This window comes from Metabacillus niabensis, from assembly GCF_020524345.1.
GTDB lineage: Bacteria > Bacillota > Bacilli > Bacillales > Bacillaceae > Metabacillus > Metabacillus niabensis_B.
In genome coordinates, this window is sequence record NZ_JAIVLH010000002.1 from 129,802 (window position 1) to 151,661 (window position 21,860).

Genomic DNA, 21,860 nt, shown 5'->3' on the forward strand with positions numbered 1-21,860 from the left:
ATTCTAAAAGGAGAATTTCCTCCTTTTTTATTTTTAGAAAACGAATATATTTTAGTAGATTTGATGAAAAAGGAGTTTGTCTATGGGAAGTTACATTATAAAGAGGATACTCATATCTGTACCTTTACTTTTTATCATTTCGTTCTTGACGTTTTTCTTAATGAATCTTTCTCCTTTAGATCCTGCTGAAGTTGTATTACAAGCTCAAGGTGTTCCACAGATAACAGATGAATTATTAGAACAAACGAGAGAAGAGTTTGGGATGGATAGACCATTTATTCTTCAATATGTTGATTGGCTGTTTGCGTCCTTACAGTTAGATTTTGGAGATTCATATATTAATGGCGAACCGGTGTGGTCATTACTAGGTCCTGCATTTATAAACACGTTAAAGTTAACAGTCGTATCATCTGTTTTTATTATCCTCATGTCTATTCTGCTAGGTGTGATATGTGCATTGAAAGAAGGGAAAATGATTGATAAATCAATCAGAGGATTTTCATTTTTTTTAACAGCCATGCCTTCGTATTTGTTAGCATCTATTTTGATTTGGTATGTTTCGGTCAAATTAGATTTATTGCCAACTAATGGGATGGATGATTCGTATAAAAGTTATATCTTACCAGTGCTTGTCATCACCATCAGTTATGCCGGTATTTATTTTAGAAATGTGAGAACCTCTATGTTGAGCAATTTGAATGAGGACTATGTATTGTATGGAAGGGCATCAGGGTTATCAGAGAAGAAAATCACGATTCATATCCTTAGGAATTCATTGCAAGTAACCATTTCAATATTTGGTATGGCTATACCTATCATATTGGGAAGTACGGTTGTGGTAGAAAATGTTTTTGCCTGGCCGGGATTAGGAACGTTAAGCGTGAATGCCATTCTAAGCAGAGACTTCCCTATTATTCAGGCATATGTTCTTATACTAGCAGCCTCTTTTGTTTTGTTTAATACAATTTCTGACATTATCAATGTTGCAATGAATCCTAGGCTAAGGAATGATGTTTAAATGAGAATATTGAAAAACTTATGTAAGGATAAATTAGCTTTCATATCCTTGGTTGTTATCATGATCACGATAATTGTTGGCATTTTTGCCCCGGTGTTTGCGCCACATGATCCTAATGAAGTGAAGATGAGTCTGCGCTATGCATCTCCTTCATGGGGATATTTGTTAGGTAATGATCACCTTGGCAGATGTGTCCTGTCTAGATTGATCTATGGTATTCGGCCAAGTGTCTTATGGGTTTTGGTTGTTCTCTTTATATCCGTATTGATCGGTGCAATCTTAGGTTTTGTGGCTGGCTATTTTAGAGGGAAAACTGATGCAGTCATTATGAGAGTATGTGACATCATGCTTTCTTTTCCAGGATATGTTATGGCACTTGCTGTTATTGGTATTTTAGGAGTTGGTCTTGAAAACATCCTTATTGCATTTGCATTAATCAAATGGGCGTGGTTTGCTCGCATTACTAGATCTTCTGTTTTGCAATATTCAGAATTAAATTATATCAAATTTGCCAAAGCATCAGGCTTAAGTGAGTTCAAAATTATTTGCAGGCACATTATACCTGTTACGTTTTCTGATATTGCGGTAATTTCTAGCGGATCTATGGGATCAATGATTTTGCAAATTTCCGGCTTTTCATTCTTAGGATTAGGTATTCAAGCCCCTCATGCTGAATGGGGAATGATGTTAAATGAGACCAGAGAGGTAATGTTTACGAGACCGGAATTAATGGTAGCCCCGGGTTTAGCTATTGTAATTATCGTATCTGTGTTTAATTTTTTTTCTGATTCCCTTCAAGTTGCTTTTGATCCGAAACTAGTAAACTCTAAAAACACTACTACATATAAATTGCGGTTATCTAAGATGAATGTTCAAGAAAAAAAGGTGGCTAATTAGATCATGAATATTTTAGAGGTAAACAACTTAAAAGTATGGGATGCTCATTCTGGTAAAAAGATTATCCAAGATAGCTCATTCCACTTAAAGCGTGGAAACTGCCTGGCAATTGTAGGTGAAAGTGGGAGCGGGAAGTCTGTTACTTGTCGAACCATCATGAGATTAAATAGCCCCTCTCTTCTTCATTCAGGAGACATCCTGTTAAATGGCGAAAACATCAACCAGCTATCTGAAAAAGAGATGAGAAAGAAAAGGGGAAGAAACCTCTGCATGATTTTACAAAATGGAATGAGTGTATTTGATCCCTCCTGTGTGGTGGGTGTTCATCTAAGGGAAACCTTAACAGAACATTTTGGTTGGAGTAAAAACGAAATAGAAGGAAACATGACAGCTGCTATGGAGAGTGTGATGTTGAAAAATCCGACAGAAATAATGAACAAATATCCTCATCAATTATCCGGTGGAATGCTGCAGCGAATCATGATTGCATTAGCAATTTGTTTGGAACCGGATATTATTATTGCAGATGAACCGACAACAGCACTTGATACTATTTCACAATTTGAAGTAGTTGACCAGTTGATGAATTTGCGCGAAAGAATGGGCTGTTCAATGATATTTATTTCCCATGATTTAGGTGTTGTAAGGAAAATTGCGGATGACGTATTAGTCATGAGGAATGGAGAAATTGTGGAAAGAGGTAAAACCGAAGCTATATTTGTTCAACCTGAACATGAATATACGAACTATTTGATTTCTACTAGAGTGGCTTTAAGCAATCACTTTAAGAAGATAATGGGGGGAGGCGTTATCGTTGCTCAGAGTTGATTCTGTTGAGAAATCCTATAAAAAAGGTGGATTGTTTTCTGTTAAAAGGCAAAATGTTTTAAAGAATGTCAGCTTTGAGTGTGAGAGTGGAGAATGTCTTGGTATTATCGGGGAAAGTGGAAGCGGAAAATCAACATTAGGGCGCTTGATCATAGGAATTGAAAAACCTGATCGTGGACATGTCTTGTTAAATGAAAGAAATGTAGTAGAAAGAAGAGTGAGATCAGGTCATATAAGTGCTGTCTTTCAAGACTACAAATCTTCTATTAATCCATTCTTTACCGTTGAAGAAGCCATAATGGAGCCAATGAAAATTCAGAGCAAGAATAGACAAGAGATGAAAGATAAGATCTTGATTCTACTAAATCAAGTTGGATTGCCTTCTTCTTATCGAAACAAATACCCACATGAATTATCGGGAGGAGAGGTTCAAAGAGTATGTATTGCAAGAGCGATTTCTACAGAACCAACCTGCATTTTATTAGATGAGGCAATCAGTTCTCTAGATGTGTCCGTTCAAACACAAGTTCTTGATTTACTTAAGGATTTAAAAAGAATGTATAACATGAGTTACATTTTTATAACGCATGATATACAAGCTGCTGCCTATATTTGTGATAGAGTCATCATTTTTAAGGATGGCCAAATTGAAGAAATAACTGAGATTGAACACTTAAAGGATGTTAGGTCAGCATATGCAAGAAGATTAGTACGTTCGATTATAACGATTTAATCATGTCGACTGTCTAGTCTAATATTGTCTAGAAGTGGAGGAGAACCGATTGTGAGTGGAGCATTATCTTGGCCATTTTTACGGTTGTATATTTTGGTACTTCTTTATTTTAGTGCAAATTCTCTATTAAATGTTCTTATTCCATTAAAAGGAGAATCATTAGGAGCTACCAATACAACAATCGGGCTGATTATGGGGGCGTATATGTTTACGACCATGTTTTTTAGACCGTGGGCAGGTCATATTATCCAAAGACATGAACCGATAAAAGTACTGCGAATTATTTTGATTGTCAATGGTTTGGCGTTGCTTTTATATACGATTACAGGACTTGGAGGCTACCTGGTTGCGCGTATGTTACAAGGTGTTTCGACAGCTTTTTTTTCAATGGCATTACAGGTAGGAATTATTGATGCATTGCCGGAAGAAGATCGCTCTCAGGGAATTTCCCTTTATTCTTTATTTTCCTATATACCTGGGATTATTGGCCCTCTACTTGCATTGAGTATTTGGCAGGGAGGAATGGAATACTTTCCAATAATGATGATATCAATTGCCATCTTTACTGGTGTTGTGGGCTATAGCGCAAAAATAGATAAAGCAAAGACAGAAAAGATAATAGAAAATCCTGATCATGGCGTTAAAACGTTCAGTTCATTTGGTCAATTAGTGAAAAATCCATATTTATTAAAATGTAGTATCCTGATGTTAGTAGGTTCTATTGTATTTGGAGCAATAACTACCTTTATACCTTTATATGCTGCACAACTACCAAGCAGTAACGCTGGTATTTTTTTAATGCTTATGGCGGGAACTGTTGTTATTTCCCGTTTTACTTTAAGAAAAAAAATTCCCTCTGACGGGAAATGGCATTCATTGTTTATGATGGGAAATATGCTTCTGTTAGCAATAGCGGCACTGTGTGTGGGCTTTGCTTTAAATGGGGGACCAATTCTCTTTTATATAGGTGCCTGTTTAATGGGGATAGCCCAGGCTTTGCTGTATCCTACGTTAACCACGTATCTAAGCTTTGTATTACCTCATGATAATCGAAATGTATTATTGGGTTTATTTATAGCGATGGCTGATCTAGGTGTTTCATTAGGTAGTGTCATCATGGGGCCGATAGTTGATATATACTCGTATTCATTTATGTACATGATTTGTGCCGGCTTAGGTGTGATGATGATTTTTTTTGCGTATGATCGCAGAAAAGTACTTGTGGGTTAAGGAATGGAAGGTAAGAATGTCAGGTATTTTGATCACCTGACTGGAAAATGAATAGAATATACCTAAAAAAAGCATGAGAATAAGTAATTTCTTCGCATGCTTTTTCTTGTGATAACCGTTCGATCGAACTCGTAATTTAATCAAACTCCTTAAATAACTTCCCTGGAAGGTACTGATTTACGCATTCTTCATCCGAATAAATTCGACTTTGAACAGCCTTGTCTTGACCCATATACTTGCCCGAATAAGTAGGACCCCCCTGATCAAGTTCAGCAAAGACGAGTTGACAGATCCTTCTGCCGGAAGTTAACTCAATTGGCACCTGATTTGCATTGTACAATTCAAGAGTGATATTCCCTTCAAAACCGGGATCCACCCAGCCTGCATTTTGAATGAAAAGTCCGAGCCTTCCAATTGAACTTCTTCCTTCTACAAATGCTGTTACGTTGTTTGGGAGCTTAATCCACTCAAGAGTTGTGCCTAGGATAAATCCATGGGGAGGAATAAGAATTTTATCTTCGTAAAACTCTTTATACTCAAAAGATTTCTCTAACGAAAGATAAGGAACTGAAGTTTCATTTATAGCTAAAAAGTGGTTACCTAAACGCAGGTCTACAGAAGCTGGTTGGAATTGGGTTTCAGTAATTGGAGCAATTTTCAGCTCCTGATCTACTAATTTTCTTTTAATAGATTGATTGGAAAGAATCATTTATAAGTACCTCCAAAGGTTAATGTGAAAAAGAAAAAACTCACTACTTGAAAAACGTAATCATTACGATTTATAATGAGTAAATATAATCTAACATTTATTTTAGATTTGAACAAGATCTTCTGAAGATTTTGTTCTACCACAAATTTTCCCGGAAGGAGGAAAGTGATGCAAAGAGCTAACTATTAATTTGCAATAGAGAACTTTTCGATTCATGAAGATATAGCAGAATGATCACAATATTTTCTCAATAGGTGGTGCAATATGAATAAGGAAGTAAAAAACTGGAGTTTTCAATTTGGGAGTTATAAGCTTGTCGTTCTATCGGACGGAGCATTTCCGGTGTCGAAAGAGTTCTTTTTTGCTGATACACCGATAGAACTAATTGACCATTTCCCGGATCAATTTGATGCACCGCTCAACTTTCTTCTAATAGATACAGGCGAAAAGAAAGTATTGGTGGACACTGGATTCGGAGAAGATTATCTTCCAACGAGAGGAAGATTACTTCAATGCCTTCAACATGAAGGAATATCTACAGAGGATATTGATACAGTTATCATAACTCATGCTCACATGGATCATATTGGCGGGGTGTCACAACAAGGTGTTCCCGTATTCTCAGAAGCTAATTACGTAATCAGAGAGGAAGAATGGGCATATTGGATGAACAAATCGGAGTCCATGGAATATCAGAAGTTAAAGTCCATTAAAGACCAGTTGGTGTTTGTTTCTTCAGATTTCGAGTTCCATCCCGGAATCTGTCTTCAGCATGCGCCTGGTCATACAGATGGCCATTTGACTGTCTCAATCCAGTCAGAAAGAAAAAGGTTGGTAGTTGCTTCAGACATCCTTAATGATCCCTGTACACTTCAACATCTTTCCTCTCACATAGCAGCAGAGGTTGATCCGGATATGGGGATGCAACCAAGATCCTTTTTTTTTTTTGAAGAAACATCCAGGTAGAATGCCCTGCTATTTGTCTGCCATTATCCATTTCCCGGTTTAGGCTATGTGAAAAAAAGAGATACAGGCTGGCATTGGGTTACGGCAAAGAATGAGAAAGAAAGGTATCTACATGATGCAACAAGATAGGTTTGAAGAGTGGTTGTTTTATATTCAAAGCTTGAGAGAAACAACCTAATAAGAAATGGTTTCTTGCAGGACAATTGTCCATAAAAATCTATAGGAGGTTACATGTATGAAAAAAATCCCTGTAACAGTTTTAAGTGGTTATTTAGGAGCCGGAAAGACAACTATACTAAATCACATTCTCCAAAATCGTGAAGGCTTGAAGGTGGCTGTCATCGTAAATGACATGAGTGAGGTCAATATTGATGCGGAAACCATCAAACAAGGCGGAGGATTAAAAAGAACAGAAGAAAAATTAGTTGAAATGTCAAATGGTTGTATCTGCTGTACCCTCAGAGAAGACTTGCTTGTCGAGGTTGAAAAACTGGCGTTAGAGGGGAACATTGATTATATCGTGATAGAGTCTACAGGAATAAGTGAGCCTGTTCCTGTTGCTCAAACCTTTTCATACATAGACGAGGAGCTGGGTATTGATCTAACTCGTTTTTGTAAGCTCGATACGATGGTAACTGTCGTGGATGCGAACCGCTTTTGGCAGGATTTTAGATCAGGAGAAAGCTTGCTTGATCGAAAGGAAGGACTGAGCGAGGCAGATGATCGTGATATTGCAGATTTACTGCTGGATCAAATTGAATTTTGTGATGTTCTGATTATTAACAAATGTGATCTTGTAAGTGAAGAAGAATTAGCGCATTTAGAAAAGGTCCTGCGCAAACTTCAACCGGAAGCAAGAATGATCAAAACAAGCAAAGGTAAAATCCAACCAACAGATATTCTTCATACAAATCTATTTGATTTTGAAAAAGCAAGTGAATCCGCAGGTTGGATAAAAGAGCTGACAATCGGACATAAGGAACACCAGCCAGAAACGGAAGAGTATGGCATTACATCCTTTGTTTATAAAAGAAGACTTCCCTTTCATAGTGAACGGTTTTATCAGCTCATGCATTCCCTTTCTGAACATATAGTAAGGGTTAAAGGAATTGCCTGGTGTGCAACAAGAAATAAACTCGCTCTTTCTGTATCACAAGCAGGTCCTTCCATCGGAATAGAACCTGTGGCTTATTGGGTAGCCGCTATGCCAGTTGGTGAGCAAGAGCTTATTCTAAATGAAAATCCTCATATTAAAGCAGAATGGGATCCGGAATTTGGTGATCGCATGACTCAATTGGTTTTTATCGGAACAGATATGAATGAAAAAGAGGTAACAAAACAATTAGATGCTTGCCTATTAACCAGTGATGAATTTGATGCTGATTGGACATTGTTAAAGGATCCGTTTCAATGGGATATTCCGGAAAGAGCTTAAATTTAATTTGGTATTTGAAGAGGTGAATGTCAACTGTATTAATCCGTCATTCTCTAGAATATAATTACTATTTTATTTTAAGAGAGAGACCATAATCGTTTGGTCTCTCTTTTATCATAAGAGTTATTGTATATAAATAGTTTAGCTAATAAGTGTTTGCTAATCTTTATGAGGTTGAAAGGATTAAAAGTTACATATAACAAAGGCTTTAGAAAACATTATAAAAACCCTAATTGAATATATGCTAGGTGGAAAAATGTTTCAACCTTGAAATGGTTAGAGGACACATTACTCAGTACAAAAATTCAGATGAACAAAGAAAGGTATTTCATGTAAATGATTTTTAATTAAACTGGAAAGGTGGGGATAAAAGCATATCCGTTTTTAAAGGTTGGTGACGTTTTTGTGAGTGTTTTAGTGGTTTTTTGTGAAAATGACAGAAATTCATTGACTTTTTAATAGGTTCGATTAGATAATAAACAACATAACATCACTAAACCGTTCAGCACCCTTTAAATGAAAGCGGTTTATTTTGGTGTGGGACACTGGCTAATCTTTATACTAAGAAGTGTATTTGCATCTATAAGCATCAAAAGAATGTGGGTTCATATAAAGGAAGAGATAGTTTGGTGAGCTTCTCTTAAAGGTTGGCTGGAGGGATGGAGGAGGTGTTTCTACACATACAAATTTTGGTGACAGAACAAGGGCTTATCATAAGAGCAAATCAGAAAACATAATAATGTTCTTAAGTAAGAAGAAAAAGAAAATACTAGAATGTAAGATACTTGAAGAAGCACAAGGATAGATCTCTTATCAGGACTATACATTACTATTCTCAATCATCCATGTGAAGGCATTTTATGTCAGACATTGCTACTAGCTGTTACAAATTTATTTGATAGAAGTGGGAGAGAAAATGATAACAAGAAATGATGTTGAATATTATCATGAAAATGGTTATTTGCTTGTTAAGGGAGTTTTTAATAGTCACGAAGTAGAAGAAATGCGCAGATCTGTTGACAATATTATTAAAAAAGCTGCAGAAGCAAAACTTGATAGTAACCATGCATGGCAAGGGGACTTTGTCTCGGAAAGAGAAATTCAAAAGCTAGTATTAAAGGGGTTTCATAATCTTGAATACCATGATTCTTCTTTTATTAAGGCAATTATACATGAGAACATGATTGAGATTTTATCAAAACTAATCGGTCCGAATGTTCAACTACATCACTCAAAAATGTTAGTGAAGCCGCCAGAAAAAGGTGCAGCTTTTCCTATGCATCAAGACTATCCATATTTTCCTCATGAGAAACATTCTATGCTGGCTGCTAGTGTACATTTAGACAATGCTGACATTGAAAATGGATGTTTACATGTTATACCTAAATCTCATCAAAGTGGACCTCTTGAACATAGAGGACAGCATTATTTAAATCATAAGGAATATCCGATTGAATTAGGTACACCATGTCCTGCGGAAGCTGGAGATGTGTTGTTTTTTAACTATTTAACAGTTCACGGATCACAATCTAACAAAAGCAATCGGATTAGAAGAAATGTTCTGTTTCAATATCGTGATCCATCAGATCTGCCTGTGAAAAATGTCCATGTTGATTGGGGTCAAGGTTTAATGGTTTGCGGAGAGAATCCTGCGTTTCAAGAATATGATCCTAAAAAAATCGTAGATAAGTTAAAAATAGGATCATAATCCTATTAGATTCCTAGCTAATAATTGAAGAATTTTTGTAGGTAGAGTAATTAATGTAAGCTAAAAGATTAATAAAAAAGGTTAGTAAGAAGTCTCTAAGTTTACTTAGAGGCTTTCTAATTGTTTTTGTTTTCGTATTCTTAATAATTGTATGTTCCTCATTCGATTATAAAGGATGTTTAATTTTTAGCGACAAGGCTTGGAGACGTAGGCGCTTCTTGTTAAAACCTTAGCTGATTGTAAAGTTTCATTAGATTGAATCATATCGTTGAATACCAGCTTTTCTTAAAGTTATTTGAATAAAGTTCTATTAAAATATAAAAGCACTTGATAAATCGTAATTATTACGATATTATTTAAAACGGAATTATTACGATTGTAAAAGGAGTATAATCATGGAATTTTTAAGTAGTAAAAAATGGTCTATAAGTGGAATGATGATGAAGCTTGGCGTCGTATTGATTATTGCAAGCATGTTAACAGCTTGCACGGACGCAAGTAATAGCAACCAAAAAGAAGATAGTAAGCATATTAGTTTTCTGTATAATTTTTCAACGAATTCTCTTGATCCACATGTTGATACAAGCTATGTTCCACTAAGAGCGGGAATAACCGAGACGCTAGTAAGATTGGATGAAGAAAACTTAACCATTGCTCCTTGGCTTGCGAAGGATTGGAGCGGTGATGACGGAGTTAATTGGACAATCAATCTTCGTGAAGGAATTACCTTTCACAATGGAAAAGAGATGGATGCTGATGCGGTAAAAGCATCTCTTGAGCGTGCTCTTGAAGAAAGTGTTGCAATTCAAAATGCATTGAAAATCGACACGATTGAAGCAGACGGATATACATTGAATATCAAAACAAAGCAGCCTTTCCCTGAATTTATTTCTGAACTTGTAAACCCGAATGTATCTATTATAGATGTTACAGAAGAAGACATTATAAATCATCCTATTGGTACAGGACCCTTCGCTTTAACATCATTTGAGCCGGGAAGCAAGCTGGAGCTTGAACGATATGATGATTATTGGGACGGACCATCAAATCTTGATTCTGTTACGTTTGCCTTTAACGAGGATGCAAATGCCAGAACTCTTGCTCTTAAGTCAGGAGAAGTGGATATTGTGTATCGTCCAGAGGTTGAAAGCTTAGATTCATTAAGCAAACAAGAAGGCATGAAGGTGGAAGCAACAGAGACATTCCGCGTTCATCAGATGACCATGAATATGGAGCGAAAAAGCTTACAGGATGTAAATGTTCGTCGTGCTGTTAATGCGCTGATTGATCGTCAAAAGATTGTGGATACCATTCTATTAGGTTATGCAGAACCTGCTGTCGGTCCTTTTGCCCCTTCATTACCGTTTGCTCCATCTTATGATCAAAGTGAAACAGGTAGTAAAGAAGCAGCTGTTAAGTATTTAGAGGATGCGGGCTACACACTTAAAGATGGAAAGATGCAAAAAGATGGGGAGCAGCTTAACTTTACTCTATTAACCTATAGTGCACGAGCAGATTTACCTTTAATTGCTCAAGTATTCCAATCAGATGCAAAACAAATTGGAATCAATGTAGAAATTCGTCAGATAGATATTCCTGAAGAATATATGGCGTCAAATCGTGATTGGGACTTGGCTACATATAGTAATTTAACAGCTCCTCGTGGAGATGCGGGCTATTATTTAAATGCCACTTATCATCCAACTGGTGCTCTTAACTTTAGTGGTGCCGAGGAGCCAAAATTAACAGAAATAATTGATAAGCTAAACCAAACGGTAAACCAGGAAGACCGTGCTGTTCTTGCAGAGCAGGCAGCTGATTATGTTCACGAAAATGTAATAAACTCATTTGTTTTACATCCTTCTACAATTGTTGCTTATAACGAAAACAAGGTGCAAAACTGGGTGACTACTCGTAGTGAATATTACATGATCACAAATAAATTGGATGTGAAGTAAATGCTTCGAATCATTGCAGGAAAATTTTTTGAAGTACTTCTTTTTATGTTGTTTTTAACATTTGTTAGTTTTTTATTTGTACGAATGGCACCTGGTGATCCTGTCTTAACGATTTTAAATGTGGATGAGTTATCTGTTAGTCAGGAGCAGGTGGAGCAATTGAGAGAAGACATGGGCTTTAATAAGCCCTTGCTTGCTCAATACGGACTTTGGTTAATGAAATTTATCCAGTTGGATTTAGGAACATCTTATGTCACAGGACAACCTGTTATGGAAATGTTTTTGCAGAGTCTACCAGCCACAATTGAATTATCGGTAGGTTCGTTAGTTGTCATGCTGGCTGTAGCGATCCCGTTAGGCTCGCTATCTGCTCTTTATCGCAATAGCTGGATTGATCAAGTGAGTCGTACATTATCGATTCTTGGTGCTGCTGTACCAAGCTTTTGGTTAGGATTAATTTTAATTGATCTTTTTGGCGTACGATTTAGCTTGTTCCCTACAATGGGCCGGGACGGGTTTTCGTCGATGATTTTACCTTCGTTAACACTTGGATTAGCTATTTCAAGTGTTTACGTTCGTTTACTTCGTTCAAGTTTACTAGATTCATTGAGTCAGGAATTTGTTCGTTCAGCGAGAGCACGTGGATTGTCAGAAAGACGTATTTTCGTGCTGCACGCTTTTCGCCATAGTCTCCCACCTGTTATTACAGTGTTTGGGGTTAGTTTAGGAAGTCTAATCGGCGGGGTCGTCGTTATTGAGGTATTATTTGCCTATCCGGGAATCGGGAAGATGGTGATCGATGCCATTCGTCAACGAGATTATCCGATTATTCAAGGATATATTTTAATTATGGCGATAATCGTTTTTATCGTAAATACATGTGTAGATTTATCGTATCGCTATTTAAATCCTGAATTGAAATTAAAAGAAAGAGAGACCAACTGATGAAAGCAATGTCATTACAGTTAATGAAAGTGAAAAAATACAGTTGGAAAATGATCGTGCTCCTTTTGGCCATCATTATGGTGTTGGGTATGATCATCTATACTTTCCTATACTTAAAGCATGATCCTTTCTTGACAAATCTAGATGCTCGGCTTTTGGGAATGAGTTTTCAGCATCCGCTTGGTACGGATCAACTTGGCCGGGATGTATTGACAAGGTTATTGCTGGGTGGACAGCAGACTATAGGGTATAGCTTACTGGCACTGGTTGTTGCGCTCATCATCGGTGTCCCTTTTGGTCTAATTTCCGGCTATAAACGAGGTATAGTTGATAAGATTTTTATGCGTATTGCTGACGGGTTTTTATCATTTCCAGATACAATTGTCGCGATTGTACTAAGCGGTCTTATGGGCCCGGGAATTGGTAACCTGGTGCTTGCAATCGTCTTTGTTAAATGGGTTAGTTATGCTCGGTTAGTAAGAAGTACAGTATTATCGGAGTCTCAGAAGGAATATGTTTTAATCGCGAAAATTAACGGACTTTCCTCATGGAAAATTATGCGAAAGCATTTGTTCCCTCATATCGTTGGTCATGTACTGGTCCTCGCCAGCCTTGATTTAGGAAAGATTATTTTGCTAATTTCTGCCTTCTCTTATATTGGTCTCGGTGTACAGCCTCCAACGCCTGAGTGGGGTGCGATGTTAAACGATTCTCGTTCTTATTTTCAATCAAGACCTGAGTTAATGGTCTATCCTGGTTTGGCTATTGTACTTGTTGTGCTGTTAACGAATATGTTGGGGGATTATTTACGAGATATTTTTGATGTGAAGAAAGAGGTGCGGTAAATGATATTATCGATTGAACAACTATCAATTGCGAGCAAAGAAAAGAATATTGTAGATACTGTATCTCTTTCGATTAAAGAAGGAGAATGGTTTGCGCTTGTTGGTCAAAGTGGTAGCGGTAAAAGTTTACTTTCTCAGGCAATCGGGCAAATGCTGTCGCCGAATTTAAAGGTAACCGGAAGAATCCTTTTTAAAGGGCAGGATCTGCTGACCTACAAACAAAAAGATATGAGAAACATTCGAGGACGTAAAATATCGTATATTTTCCAGGATTATCAGGGCTCATTTACCCCTTTTCGAACAATTGGTCAGCATCTTGACGAATACCAGAAAACACATGGCTTAAAGGATAAAAAAGAAAGAAAACAATATTCCATTGACGCTCTGGAATCTGTCGGGTTAGATAAAACATTATACAAACGTTATCCATTTCAATTGAGTGGAGGCCAACTCCAAAGGGTTTCCATTGCAATCGCTCTTTTGTTATCACCAGACTTAATTATAGCTGACGAAATGACAACTGCTCTTGATAGCGTTTCGGGACATAGAATCCTGGAGTTATTGGCTAGTAGGCAAAAGGAAACAGGTTGTACGATTTTATTTATTACCCATGATTGGCGTCATGTGAGGCGGTATGCAGATCGACTTGCGATCATGAAGGATGGCGAAATTGTTGAAAAAGGGAATAAGCATCGTATCCTTGACCATCCCGGTCATCCTTATACAAAGCAGCTTATCTCTGCTGCACCTATTTTAGGTAGTGGTCTGCGGTCAGGATTAGAGGAGGTGAAGCATGTATGAGTCTGCTTATTGTGAAAGATTTGACGAAGACATTTAAGTCTGGAAAAGTAGTGCTGAATAATGTGTCATTTGATTTGAATAAGGGTGAATGTCTTGGACTTGTTGGAGAAAGCGGCTGTGGGAAAAGTACGTTGGCCCGTTGTTTATTACGGGTTGAAAAAATAGACAGCGGCACCATTTCTTTTCAGGGTGAATCAATTGAAAAATTGGATGAACGCCGTCTGCATCCTTATCGTAAAAAAATACAAATTGTCTTTCAAAATCCTTCAGCTGCATTAAATCCTAAGCTGAAAATAAAAGATTCATTAATTGATCCTTATGGACAGTATCAAACCTCTCTGAACCTTAACCATTTCTCCTACACCTCTAAGGAGCAGTTTGTTTCTCAGCTTCTTGATGCTGTTAAATTGCCTTCAGAATTGGCTGATCGATATCCACATGAATTAAGTGGAGGACAAAAGCAGCGTGTAACGATTGCACGTGCTATTAGTATAGAGCCGGAACTCATTGTATTAGATGAGCCAACTGCAAGTCTTGATGTTATCTCACAAAAGGCTGTCTTAAATTTACTCACTGAACTTCGTGAAACATTAAATCTATCATATTTATTTATCTCCCATGATCTTGCAGCAGTTAGCCATATGAGCCAACGGATAATAGTCATGAATTCAGGCGAGATTGTGGATCAATTTAATCAAGAGCATCTATTTAGTGATGATCGTCATCCCTATACAAAAGAGCTGGTGTCTATTTTTTAATTTGAAGGGTTGGTATTTAATAGTAGGGGTTGAATGTTTTTGTAACGGGCTGCTTTAATGACATAAACCTAAATTGATTAATTCTAGGAAATTCTCTCCAAGCAAATTATATGTATTTTAATTATAAAGAAATATACTTAATTAGCGGTTGTAGGTATTAAGTAAGGGGTTTCTTTTCGAGTATACAGTATAATTGTATGAAAATTCATAATAGTAATGCTAATTAAGCTTGGTCATGGTAAAATAAAACTTGACATATATTCCATAAATATCCTTATTTCCAAGTGAGAGTCTTCTTCATTTCGAAAACCAGCCTTACCAGTCATCCTGTTACTGTGTAGGGCTATTTGTGTAAAAAGGAGGTGGTATTCGTGTTGGAGTGGTTAGAGCTTCTTGTCAAATTGTTAGTTGCTGCTGCCACACTTTTCTCTTCCATCACAATAGGGTTAAAAAACATAGATGATTTAAAAAGAAAGTCAAAAAAGAAAAGACGCCTCCTATAAGGAAGACGTCAATAAACAGTGCTTACAAGTAAATTATAATACAAATTATAACAAAAGGTGCGAAAAAAATAAAATTATCAGAAGTTTTATTGGATAATAAGGATATATGGAATTATGTCACTTTTAATAAAGGAGGAATCACAATGAGTAAAGTTGGATTAATTCCTTTTACTATTCAAACTGTATTAAAAGATACAAAAATTATTCCACCAGGTATTAAATTAGTCGGTGCACCTAGTTCATGGGAGCAAGGTTATTTTGGTAATGGAAATGTTATTGCTGTTCTTGATACAGGATGTGATTCCAGTCATTTCGAGCTTCAAAATCAAATTATTGATGTGTATAATTTTACAACAGATGATATGGGAGATCCAAAAAACATAAAGGATTATAATGGGCACGGTACCCATGTATGTGGGACGATTTGTGCTGAAGAAAATGATAGAGGTGTAGTAGGTGTTGCACCTAAAGCAAAGCTTCTTGTTTTGAAGGTGCTCTCAGGTCAAGGTTATGGAGAAACAAAATGGGTTACAGAGGGCATTCGTTATGCAACAAAATGGCGAGGACCAAATGGTGAACGAGTAAGAGTAATCTCGATGTCTTTAGGGGGAAAAGAGGATCATCCAGATCTTCATAAGGCTATTCAAGATGCGATTAGCCAAGAAATTCTTATCGTATGTGCTGCCGGTAATGAAGGGGATGGAAATCATGAAACAGATGAGTTTGCCTATCCGGGAGCATATCCTGAAGTTGTACAGGTAGGATCGGTTAATTTACAGAAGGAGATTTCAACATTCAGCAATACGAATAAGGTGCTCGATCTTGTTGCACCTGGTGAAGAAATTATTTCAACATATCTCAATAATGAATTTGCCGTCTTATCTGGAACTTCTATGGCGACCCCACATGTATCAGGAGCTGTTGCTCTTATTATTGAACAATGTGAAAAAGAATTTGACCGTTCTCTGACTGAGGCTGAAGTGTACGCTCAACTAATTAAAAGAACTGTCTCATTAAATTACAGTAGGCGCTACCAGGGGAACGGATTGCTGGATATGGGTTTAGGCCTCGATTCCCGGACCAAAACAGTACAAACAGCCAGCGGCTAACAAGTAAAGAAACACATTGTTTAAGTTAAAATACGATAAGGAAATTAAAAAAGAGCGCAGCTTGTGCTCTTTTTCATTAGGGCCTGAAAGGAGAGTTTGAATATCAAAGATTTAATAATAGCGAACTAACGACTCGAGTACCTTACTTTTACCTGTAATTGATAAATGTAACAATAATTAATGAAATAAAATGCATATATATCTTTAAATAAGAAGGAGAAAAAACAGATTCACCGTATATCATAGTAAAAAGAGAAAATGGAGTTGGTTATATGGCGAATGGAGTTGAAGATTTTTATTGTGACGAGGTGTTAAGCGGTAAGACGACGGTTGAAATAGTTTTAGAGACCGATCAAACTTTAGCCTTTTATCATACTCGTCCTTTTTATGATGTACATATCGTTGTAATCCCCAAAAAACATATCACATCTTTAGTAGACATTAATATTAATGAAAGAAGTATCTTTGATGATTTATTTCAAGTCATTCAAATCGTGTCAAAACAAGTAAATGATCAATATGGTGCTTGTACGGTATCGACTAATATTGGAGAGTATCAGAGTAATAAGCATCTACATTGGCATGTGCATTATGGAAACCGTATTAAATATAAAGATGGGACTTGGTGTTGACAATTTTGATAGATATAGAGAAGAGGGATAGATATGGAAATAAGCGTAAAAACAGCTTACGACCAGCTAGCGAGCGATTATGAACATAATGTTGATACAAAAAATGCATATAATGCTTATTATGAAAGACCTGCAATGGTAAATCTTCTCCCAGCCGATTTAACAAATATGAAAGTGTTTGATGCTGGTTGCGCTGCAGGCTGGTATACAGCGAAGTTACTAGAACTTGGTGCAGAAGTAACCGCAACTGACATAAGTAAGGAAATGGTAGCAGCCACTCAGCGACGTGTAGGAAACAGAGCGAAAGTTTTAAATTTAGACTTAGAAAAAGAAATACCTTTTGAAAACGATTCTTTTGATTACATAATCAGTTCACTTGTCATTCACTATATAAAAGATTGGGATAAGACCTTTAGTGAATTTCATAGGATGATGAAACCAGGAGGGATATTACAATTTTCCATACACCATCCATTCATGGATATTAAATTCTCCAAAAATCAAGAGTATTTTTCTAAAGAGCTAATTATTGACCAGTGGGAAAGGCAAGGAAAATTAATTGATGTTCCTTTTTACCGAAGGCCATTGAATGAAATAATAAATAAAACACTGGAATATTTTTCGATTGAAGGAATAGTCGAACCTAAGCCTACAATAGAGTTTAAATCACTAAATCCCGAGAGGTATGAACAGCTAATAAAACAGCCTAATTTTTTGATTATAAAGGCGATTAAGAAACAATAAAAAACCAATAATCGTGCACTTTCCTTATATAAGGTTAGTGCTTTTTTTAGTTAGCTTTGGATTAAATAGTTGAGCAGTGGCAGGAAATTTGAAACAATAGTGGTTAAGGTTAGGGAATTAATTATTGACTGATTGGGTGGTGAGGATGTCATGTGGAGAAGTTTATTTACAATAGGAATCATCCTACAATTCGCGTTCCTAATTTTGTATTTTAGTGCAATTTTATCTGAAATGACTAATGTAGTAGGTGCTATCTTGTGTTTATTCCTAAGTATAACAAGCCTTATAGTAGGAGTACTAATATTAAAGTACCATACAAATAAATTGTTATCATTGCCTATAATTTTAACTGCGTTTTTTATGTTAATGTTTACACTAGCTATATATTTTTTAGGGGAGGCTGGATATCCACCGTTAATTTTAATGAATTTATTATATGTATAAAAGGGAGATTTTAAATGAGTAGTAGTCGTAAATATTTAATAGTATTTATTTCAGTTGGATTAGGTTTTTTGACAGCGTGTGGAGAGTCATCTGTTGAATCAAATGCTAAATCTTCGAATAATAACTCCGCTCTTAATACTGATAGTGATTTAACAAATAAAGATGAAAGGAAAACAGTAAACTCCTTTGGTGAGAAAAACGGCAAAAATCAGCTAGAAGAACAAGAAGATATGTCAAAAAAAACATCTACAAGTAATGAAGATGGTGAGCTATTGAAATCCGATAATAATAGCAATGAAATGATGGAAAGTAAAAAGGATGTATACCTCAAGAAACTAAATGAAATGGAAGAATCAGACCGATACACAGAAGCTAAAACAACAACGGTAGAGATGGAAGAACAAGAAGAGGAAAGATATAAAAAGTGGGATAAGGAATTGAACGAAATCTATGGAGTGTTAAAAGATCAGCTTGACTCAGATCAAATGGAAGAGTTAAGAAAACAACAGAGGAACTGGGTAACACACAGAGATGAAGCCGCAAAAGAAGCTTCACTCAGATATGAAGGTGGATCGACAGAATCATTAGAATATGTGGCGACACAAGCAAGTCTTACAAGAGAAAGATGCTATGAGCTGGTTGCGAATTATATGAAATAAAGTTAAATATTATAATTATTTTCATTCAAAACGTACGTTTAATATTTACTTACCTTGTGAACTTTTAGTGGTAAAATAAGGATAATTACAGAGCCGATAATATAGGGAGTTGGATAAATGATCAAGGCTGTCTTGTTTGATTTAGACGGGACTTTGTTAAATCGGGATGAGTCATTAAAGTGGTTCATTGATAATCAGTACCAGCGATTAGTTAAATGGTTAGGTCATATTCCAAAAGAGACATACATTTCAAGATTTATAGAACTCGACAACGGTGGGTATATTTGGAAGGATAAAGTATATCAACAGTTAACAAAGGAATTCCAACTATTCGGAATAACATGGGAAGGCTTGCTTCAAGATTATATCAATGAATTTAAAGATAATTGTGTTCCATTTAAAAACTTATTTCAAATGTTGGAAGAATTAAAGAGCAGCAATCTTCATTTAGGGATTATTACAAATGGATATGGCCAATTTCAACAGGACAATATTAAAGCATTAGGTATTGAAAATTATTTTGATGTGATCCTGATATCGGAATGGGAAGGAATAAGAAAACCTAACCCCAAAATATTCTTAAGAGCATTAGAACAACTTAAAGTATCACCTAATCAAAGCATATTTTTGGGGGACCATCCTAAAAATGATGTTAATGCTGCTCAAAATGTTGGAATGAAAGGAATTTGGAAAAAAAATGATCGATGGGAATGTGTTAAAGCTGATTTTACAGTAAATGATTTGGCAGAGCTGGTATTAATCATCAAAAAATTAAACGGACATTAAGTTGAAACTTTAAAGATAATTGAAACATAGACTTATTGAGGATTGAGCTATAGTAGTAATAATAACCTTATAGTATGTGAGGAAGGTGATTCAAAAATGAAAACAGCCATTCAAGCAATTATAGGTTCAATTGTCATTCATGTCACCTATATGGTTGCTATGATGATGGTCGGTTATATAAAAACAAGAAATTATAAACCGGATATAGTGGATGCGTGGGAAAAGGTTGAAATACATCAGAATGAAGTAGCCTTTGGCAATAGTAGTTCCCCTTTTTTATATGTAGTAACATTTATTATTGTAGCGGTTATTTGTGGTTGGATTATTTTCTCATATAAAAAGTTGGTGTCCAAACAAGCACTTTAATTAAATAGTCTAATAAAGGATAGATGCTTTTTTATTTTTAAGCGATATTCTGAAATAACTTCTCAAGGGGATTGGATATTTATGTTAAAATAAATTAATGATTTTGAAAATCACTGCTTATTTACGGGGGAGTCTAATGAAGATACTAAAAAAGTTGCCAAAAAGTAAAGAAAGTATTCATATGGACCTGATTAGAAATGGTTGGGTACCGATGAAAGAACCTAAGAATGTAGGTAACGCTATTTTGTTATCTGTCCCATTAATGCTGGTCAATGCAATGATTACGATTGGAGTAATAAATATCTTTTCCACAATTTCTTTAAACGATTTCGGACTGACATCTGATTCATTTACATTAACAATCAACCTATCTGTTATTTTATGGTTATTCTTACTTTTGGTCCTTCATGAATTCCTGCATTTGGTTTTTGTTCCGAAATTTATTGAATCAGACAAAACATTTGTAGGGATAACGATGTTTGGTGGTTTTGTGATAACAGAAGAGGAGATATCAAAATCAAGATATATTCTCATTACAATTGCTCCTTTCATCATTATTTCAGTCATTCTGCCACTATTATTAAGTGTGTTTGGATTGTTAACACCAACATTGAAGTTTTTAATTCTACTAAACTCATTGGCGTCATCAGTTGATATGCTTAATCTCCTTCTTATCATGAAACAGATACCAAAAAATGCAATTCTAAAAAGTAACGGACCATATACTTATTGGAAACAGGTACAATAAACAAAAAATTGTAAATGTAAACTATTATCCAGATAATGGCGAATATATGGGGGGAGTTAAATGATTCGTAAATTAAATAAAGAAGACCATGAAGAAGTAATGGAGCTAATTGGTCATAAGCCGGCAGAAAATTTATTTATTATAGGTGATATTGAAGCATTTGGGTATGATTCTGATATTCAGGAAATTTGGGGACAATTTCAAGGCGACAGATTAATTGCTGTTTTATTACGTTACGACAAAAATTATATTCCCTTTAGTGAACAAAATTATGATATAAAGGGATTTGCAGAAATTATTAACAATAACCCTGATCAAATAGAAATAAGTGGTTTAAAGCATGTAGTGGAGCCTCTTCAACGATTAATAAATAGAAAGGTTAGAAAACATAGTGAAACATATTATGCTAAATGCACAAGTTTAAGTTATGAGGTTTCTGAAGTTGAAATGAAACAAGTAGGTAAATTACAGCCTTTAAATTATGAAGAAAATGTGGAGATGTTACGTTCAATACCTGAATTTAGCACAGGAACTTTTAGTGTTGAAGCAAGAGAACGTGCTGAAGCATTTAAAACTGGGAGAACGTATATTGTCAGAAATGAACAAGGAGTAATGGTCGCCTCAGCTTCTTCAACAGCGGAAAACTCACAATCAGCTATGATTGTTGGTGTTGGAACAAGACCAGGCTATGAACGTAGAGGATATGCGACAAAATGTATGGAAAAGCTTTGCAATGAATTATTATCAGAGGGGAAATCACTTTGTTTATTTTACGATAATCCTGCTGCAGGAAAAATTTACAAGAGATTGGGTTTTAGCGATATTGGATTTTGGACAATGATTCGTTATGAATCTATATAACTTTCTAAACATAATGGTTATAAGCAGACTAACAAGAGAAATGACTAGCACTTGAATAAATGACTTAAAAAGAAACGATTCTATGAATAATTAAATAAAGATCTTTCAAAAGTCCCGTTTGCTCCCACTCATATGAGGGTACGAAGTAATGTAATGTTTTTTACATATAACGAACAT

Annotated in this window: 23 protein-coding genes; 22 read left to right on the forward strand and 1 reads right to left on the reverse strand. The window is 35.8% G+C overall.

The features are described from left to right. Window positions 1-82: 82 nt before the first annotated feature. The 5 genes from opp1B to cntE are packed head-to-tail and all read left to right on the forward strand — an operon-like array spanning window position 83 to window position 4,706. Window positions 83-1,018 carry a nickel/cobalt ABC transporter permease gene (gene opp1B, locus LC095_RS03585; protein ID WP_226526854.1) on the forward strand — a complete coding sequence of 312 codons (936 nt, stop codon included), beginning with the start codon at window positions 83-85 and terminating at the stop codon, window positions 1,016-1,018. Next, entirely contained in the window at window positions 1,019-1,915 is an 897-nt protein-coding gene (gene cntC / locus LC095_RS03590) for a staphylopine uptake ABC transporter permease subunit CntC (RefSeq protein ID WP_226526855.1), read from the forward strand. It abuts the gene before it with no gap. A 3-nt stretch (window positions 1,916-1,918) separates the two neighbouring features. Then, entirely contained in the window at window positions 1,919-2,743 is an 825-nt protein-coding gene (cntD, locus tag LC095_RS03595) for a staphylopine uptake ABC transporter ATP-binding protein CntD (protein ID WP_226526856.1), read from the forward strand. After that, complete coding sequence (locus tag LC095_RS03600; RefSeq protein ID WP_226526857.1) at window positions 2,730-3,476, forward strand: ABC transporter ATP-binding protein; 747 nt, start codon at window positions 2,730-2,732, stop codon at window positions 3,474-3,476. The genes cntD and LC095_RS03600 overlap by 14 nt, the downstream gene beginning before the upstream one ends. A gap of 51 nt (window positions 3,477-3,527) precedes the next feature. Then, complete coding sequence (cntE, locus tag LC095_RS03605) at window positions 3,528-4,706, forward strand: staphylopine family metallophore export MFS transporter CntE (RefSeq protein ID WP_226526858.1); 1,179 nt, start codon at window positions 3,528-3,530, stop codon at window positions 4,704-4,706. Window positions 4,707-4,842: 136 nt separating this feature from the next. On the opposite strand, the gene dcd is transcribed toward cntE, so the two are convergent. Then, the gene (gene dcd / locus LC095_RS03610) at window positions 4,843-5,415 is read right to left on the reverse strand and encodes a dCTP deaminase (RefSeq protein WP_226526859.1); all 573 of its coding nucleotides are present in this window, start codon (window positions 5,413-5,415) and stop codon (window positions 4,843-4,845) included. A 264-nt stretch (window positions 5,416-5,679) separates the two neighbouring features. Here dcd and LC095_RS03615 point away from each other — a divergent pair, with 264 nt between their 5' ends. From LC095_RS03615 to LC095_RS03690, 17 genes are all read left to right on the forward strand, one after another. Next, window positions 5,680-6,381 carry an MBL fold metallo-hydrolase gene (locus tag LC095_RS03615; RefSeq protein ID WP_226526860.1) on the forward strand — a complete coding sequence of 234 codons (702 nt, stop codon included), beginning with the start codon at window positions 5,680-5,682 and terminating at the stop codon, window positions 6,379-6,381. A 235-nt stretch (window positions 6,382-6,616) separates the two neighbouring features. Further along, a complete protein-coding gene (locus LC095_RS03620; protein WP_226526861.1) occupies window positions 6,617-7,816 on the forward strand; it encodes a GTP-binding protein in 1,200 nt (399 codons plus the stop codon). A gap of 916 nt (window positions 7,817-8,732) precedes the next feature. Beyond that, the gene (locus LC095_RS03625; protein ID WP_226526862.1) at window positions 8,733-9,524 is read left to right on the forward strand and encodes a phytanoyl-CoA dioxygenase family protein; all 792 of its coding nucleotides are present in this window, start codon (window positions 8,733-8,735) and stop codon (window positions 9,522-9,524) included. Window positions 9,525-9,997: 473 nt separating this feature from the next. After that, window positions 9,998-11,482 (forward strand): nickel ABC transporter substrate-binding protein, encoded by a 1,485-nt coding sequence (gene nikA / locus LC095_RS03630; protein ID WP_413467454.1) that lies wholly within the window; start codon window positions 9,998-10,000, stop codon window positions 11,480-11,482. Further along, window positions 11,483-12,427: a nickel ABC transporter permease gene (nikB, locus tag LC095_RS03635; protein ID WP_226526864.1), complete on the forward strand. Its 945-nt coding sequence runs from the start codon at window positions 11,483-11,485 to the stop codon at window positions 12,425-12,427. It abuts the gene before it with no gap. Continuing rightward, window positions 12,427-13,272 (forward strand): nickel transporter permease, encoded by an 846-nt coding sequence (gene nikC, locus LC095_RS03640; protein WP_226526865.1) that lies wholly within the window; start codon window positions 12,427-12,429, stop codon window positions 13,270-13,272. Before nikB ends, nikC begins: the two co-directional genes overlap by 1 nt. Then, window positions 13,273-14,073, forward strand: a complete 801-nt coding sequence (locus tag LC095_RS03645) for an ABC transporter ATP-binding protein (RefSeq protein ID WP_226526866.1) — start codon at window positions 13,273-13,275, stop codon at window positions 14,071-14,073. Beyond that, window positions 14,070-14,831, forward strand: a complete 762-nt coding sequence (locus tag LC095_RS03650) for an ABC transporter ATP-binding protein (RefSeq protein WP_226526867.1) — start codon at window positions 14,070-14,072, stop codon at window positions 14,829-14,831. Before LC095_RS03645 ends, LC095_RS03650 begins: the two co-directional genes overlap by 4 nt. 371 nt (window positions 14,832-15,202) lie before the next feature. Next, on the forward strand, window positions 15,203-15,334 hold the full coding sequence (locus LC095_RS26730; protein WP_264195905.1) for a hypothetical protein: 132 nt from the start codon (window positions 15,203-15,205) through the stop codon (window positions 15,332-15,334). Between the two features lie 143 nt (window positions 15,335-15,477). Then, a complete protein-coding gene (locus LC095_RS03655; RefSeq protein WP_226526868.1) occupies window positions 15,478-16,443 on the forward strand; it encodes a S8 family peptidase in 966 nt (321 codons plus the stop codon). A 272-nt stretch (window positions 16,444-16,715) separates the two neighbouring features. Further along, window positions 16,716-17,075, forward strand: coding sequence for an HIT family protein (locus LC095_RS03660; RefSeq protein WP_226526869.1), 360 nt, complete (start codon window positions 16,716-16,718; stop codon window positions 17,073-17,075). A gap of 33 nt (window positions 17,076-17,108) precedes the next feature. Continuing rightward, a complete protein-coding gene (locus tag LC095_RS03665; RefSeq protein ID WP_226526870.1) occupies window positions 17,109-17,819 on the forward strand; it encodes a class I SAM-dependent methyltransferase in 711 nt (236 codons plus the stop codon). A gap of 458 nt (window positions 17,820-18,277) precedes the next feature. Beyond that, window positions 18,278-18,922 carry a lysozyme inhibitor LprI family protein gene (locus LC095_RS03670; protein ID WP_226526871.1) on the forward strand — a complete coding sequence of 215 codons (645 nt, stop codon included), beginning with the start codon at window positions 18,278-18,280 and terminating at the stop codon, window positions 18,920-18,922. Window positions 18,923-19,039: 117 nt separating this feature from the next. After that, a complete protein-coding gene (locus LC095_RS03675) occupies window positions 19,040-19,708 on the forward strand; it encodes an HAD family hydrolase (protein WP_226526872.1) in 669 nt (222 codons plus the stop codon). A 96-nt stretch (window positions 19,709-19,804) separates the two neighbouring features. Next, window positions 19,805-20,074, forward strand: coding sequence for a hypothetical protein (locus LC095_RS03680; protein WP_226526873.1), 270 nt, complete (start codon window positions 19,805-19,807; stop codon window positions 20,072-20,074). A 136-nt stretch (window positions 20,075-20,210) separates the two neighbouring features. Then, complete coding sequence (locus LC095_RS03685; RefSeq protein WP_226526874.1) at window positions 20,211-20,822, forward strand: DUF3267 domain-containing protein; 612 nt, start codon at window positions 20,211-20,213, stop codon at window positions 20,820-20,822. Between the two features lie 60 nt (window positions 20,823-20,882). Further along, a complete protein-coding gene (locus tag LC095_RS03690; protein ID WP_226526875.1) occupies window positions 20,883-21,683 on the forward strand; it encodes a GNAT family N-acetyltransferase in 801 nt (266 codons plus the stop codon). The last annotated feature ends 177 nt before the right edge of the window (window positions 21,684-21,860 follow it).

Coding starts and splice junctions, on each gene's coding strand:
- opp1B (WP_226526854.1), top strand. CDS start 83: ATGGGAAGTTACATTATAAAGAGGATACTCATATCTGTACCTTTACTT.
- cntC (WP_226526855.1), top strand. CDS start 1,019: ATGAGAATATTGAAAAACTTATGTAAGGATAAATTAGCTTTCATATCC.
- cntD (WP_226526856.1), top strand. CDS start 1,919: ATGAATATTTTAGAGGTAAACAACTTAAAAGTATGGGATGCTCATTCT.
- dcd (WP_226526859.1), bottom strand. CDS start 5,415: ATGATTCTTTCCAATCAATCTATTAAAAGAAAATTAGTAGATCAGGAG.
- LC095_RS03615 (WP_226526860.1), top strand. CDS start 5,680: ATGAATAAGGAAGTAAAAAACTGGAGTTTTCAATTTGGGAGTTATAAG.
- LC095_RS03620 (WP_226526861.1), top strand. CDS start 6,617: ATGAAAAAAATCCCTGTAACAGTTTTAAGTGGTTATTTAGGAGCCGGA.
- LC095_RS03625 (WP_226526862.1), top strand. CDS start 8,733: ATGATAACAAGAAATGATGTTGAATATTATCATGAAAATGGTTATTTG.
- nikA (WP_413467454.1), top strand. CDS start 9,998: ATGTTAACAGCTTGCACGGACGCAAGTAATAGCAACCAAAAAGAAGAT.
- nikB (WP_226526864.1), top strand. CDS start 11,483: ATGCTTCGAATCATTGCAGGAAAATTTTTTGAAGTACTTCTTTTTATG.
- nikC (WP_226526865.1), top strand. CDS start 12,427: ATGAAAGCAATGTCATTACAGTTAATGAAAGTGAAAAAATACAGTTGG.
- LC095_RS03645 (WP_226526866.1), top strand. CDS start 13,273: ATGATATTATCGATTGAACAACTATCAATTGCGAGCAAAGAAAAGAAT.
- LC095_RS03650 (WP_226526867.1), top strand. CDS start 14,070: ATGAGTCTGCTTATTGTGAAAGATTTGACGAAGACATTTAAGTCTGGA.
- LC095_RS03655 (WP_226526868.1), top strand. CDS start 15,478: ATGAGTAAAGTTGGATTAATTCCTTTTACTATTCAAACTGTATTAAAA.
- LC095_RS03660 (WP_226526869.1), top strand. CDS start 16,716: ATGGCGAATGGAGTTGAAGATTTTTATTGTGACGAGGTGTTAAGCGGT.
- LC095_RS03665 (WP_226526870.1), top strand. CDS start 17,109: ATGGAAATAAGCGTAAAAACAGCTTACGACCAGCTAGCGAGCGATTAT.
- LC095_RS03670 (WP_226526871.1), top strand. CDS start 18,278: ATGAGTAGTAGTCGTAAATATTTAATAGTATTTATTTCAGTTGGATTA.
- LC095_RS03675 (WP_226526872.1), top strand. CDS start 19,040: ATGATCAAGGCTGTCTTGTTTGATTTAGACGGGACTTTGTTAAATCGG.
- LC095_RS03680 (WP_226526873.1), top strand. CDS start 19,805: ATGAAAACAGCCATTCAAGCAATTATAGGTTCAATTGTCATTCATGTC.
- LC095_RS03685 (WP_226526874.1), top strand. CDS start 20,211: ATGAAGATACTAAAAAAGTTGCCAAAAAGTAAAGAAAGTATTCATATG.
- LC095_RS03690 (WP_226526875.1), top strand. CDS start 20,883: ATGATTCGTAAATTAAATAAAGAAGACCATGAAGAAGTAATGGAGCTA.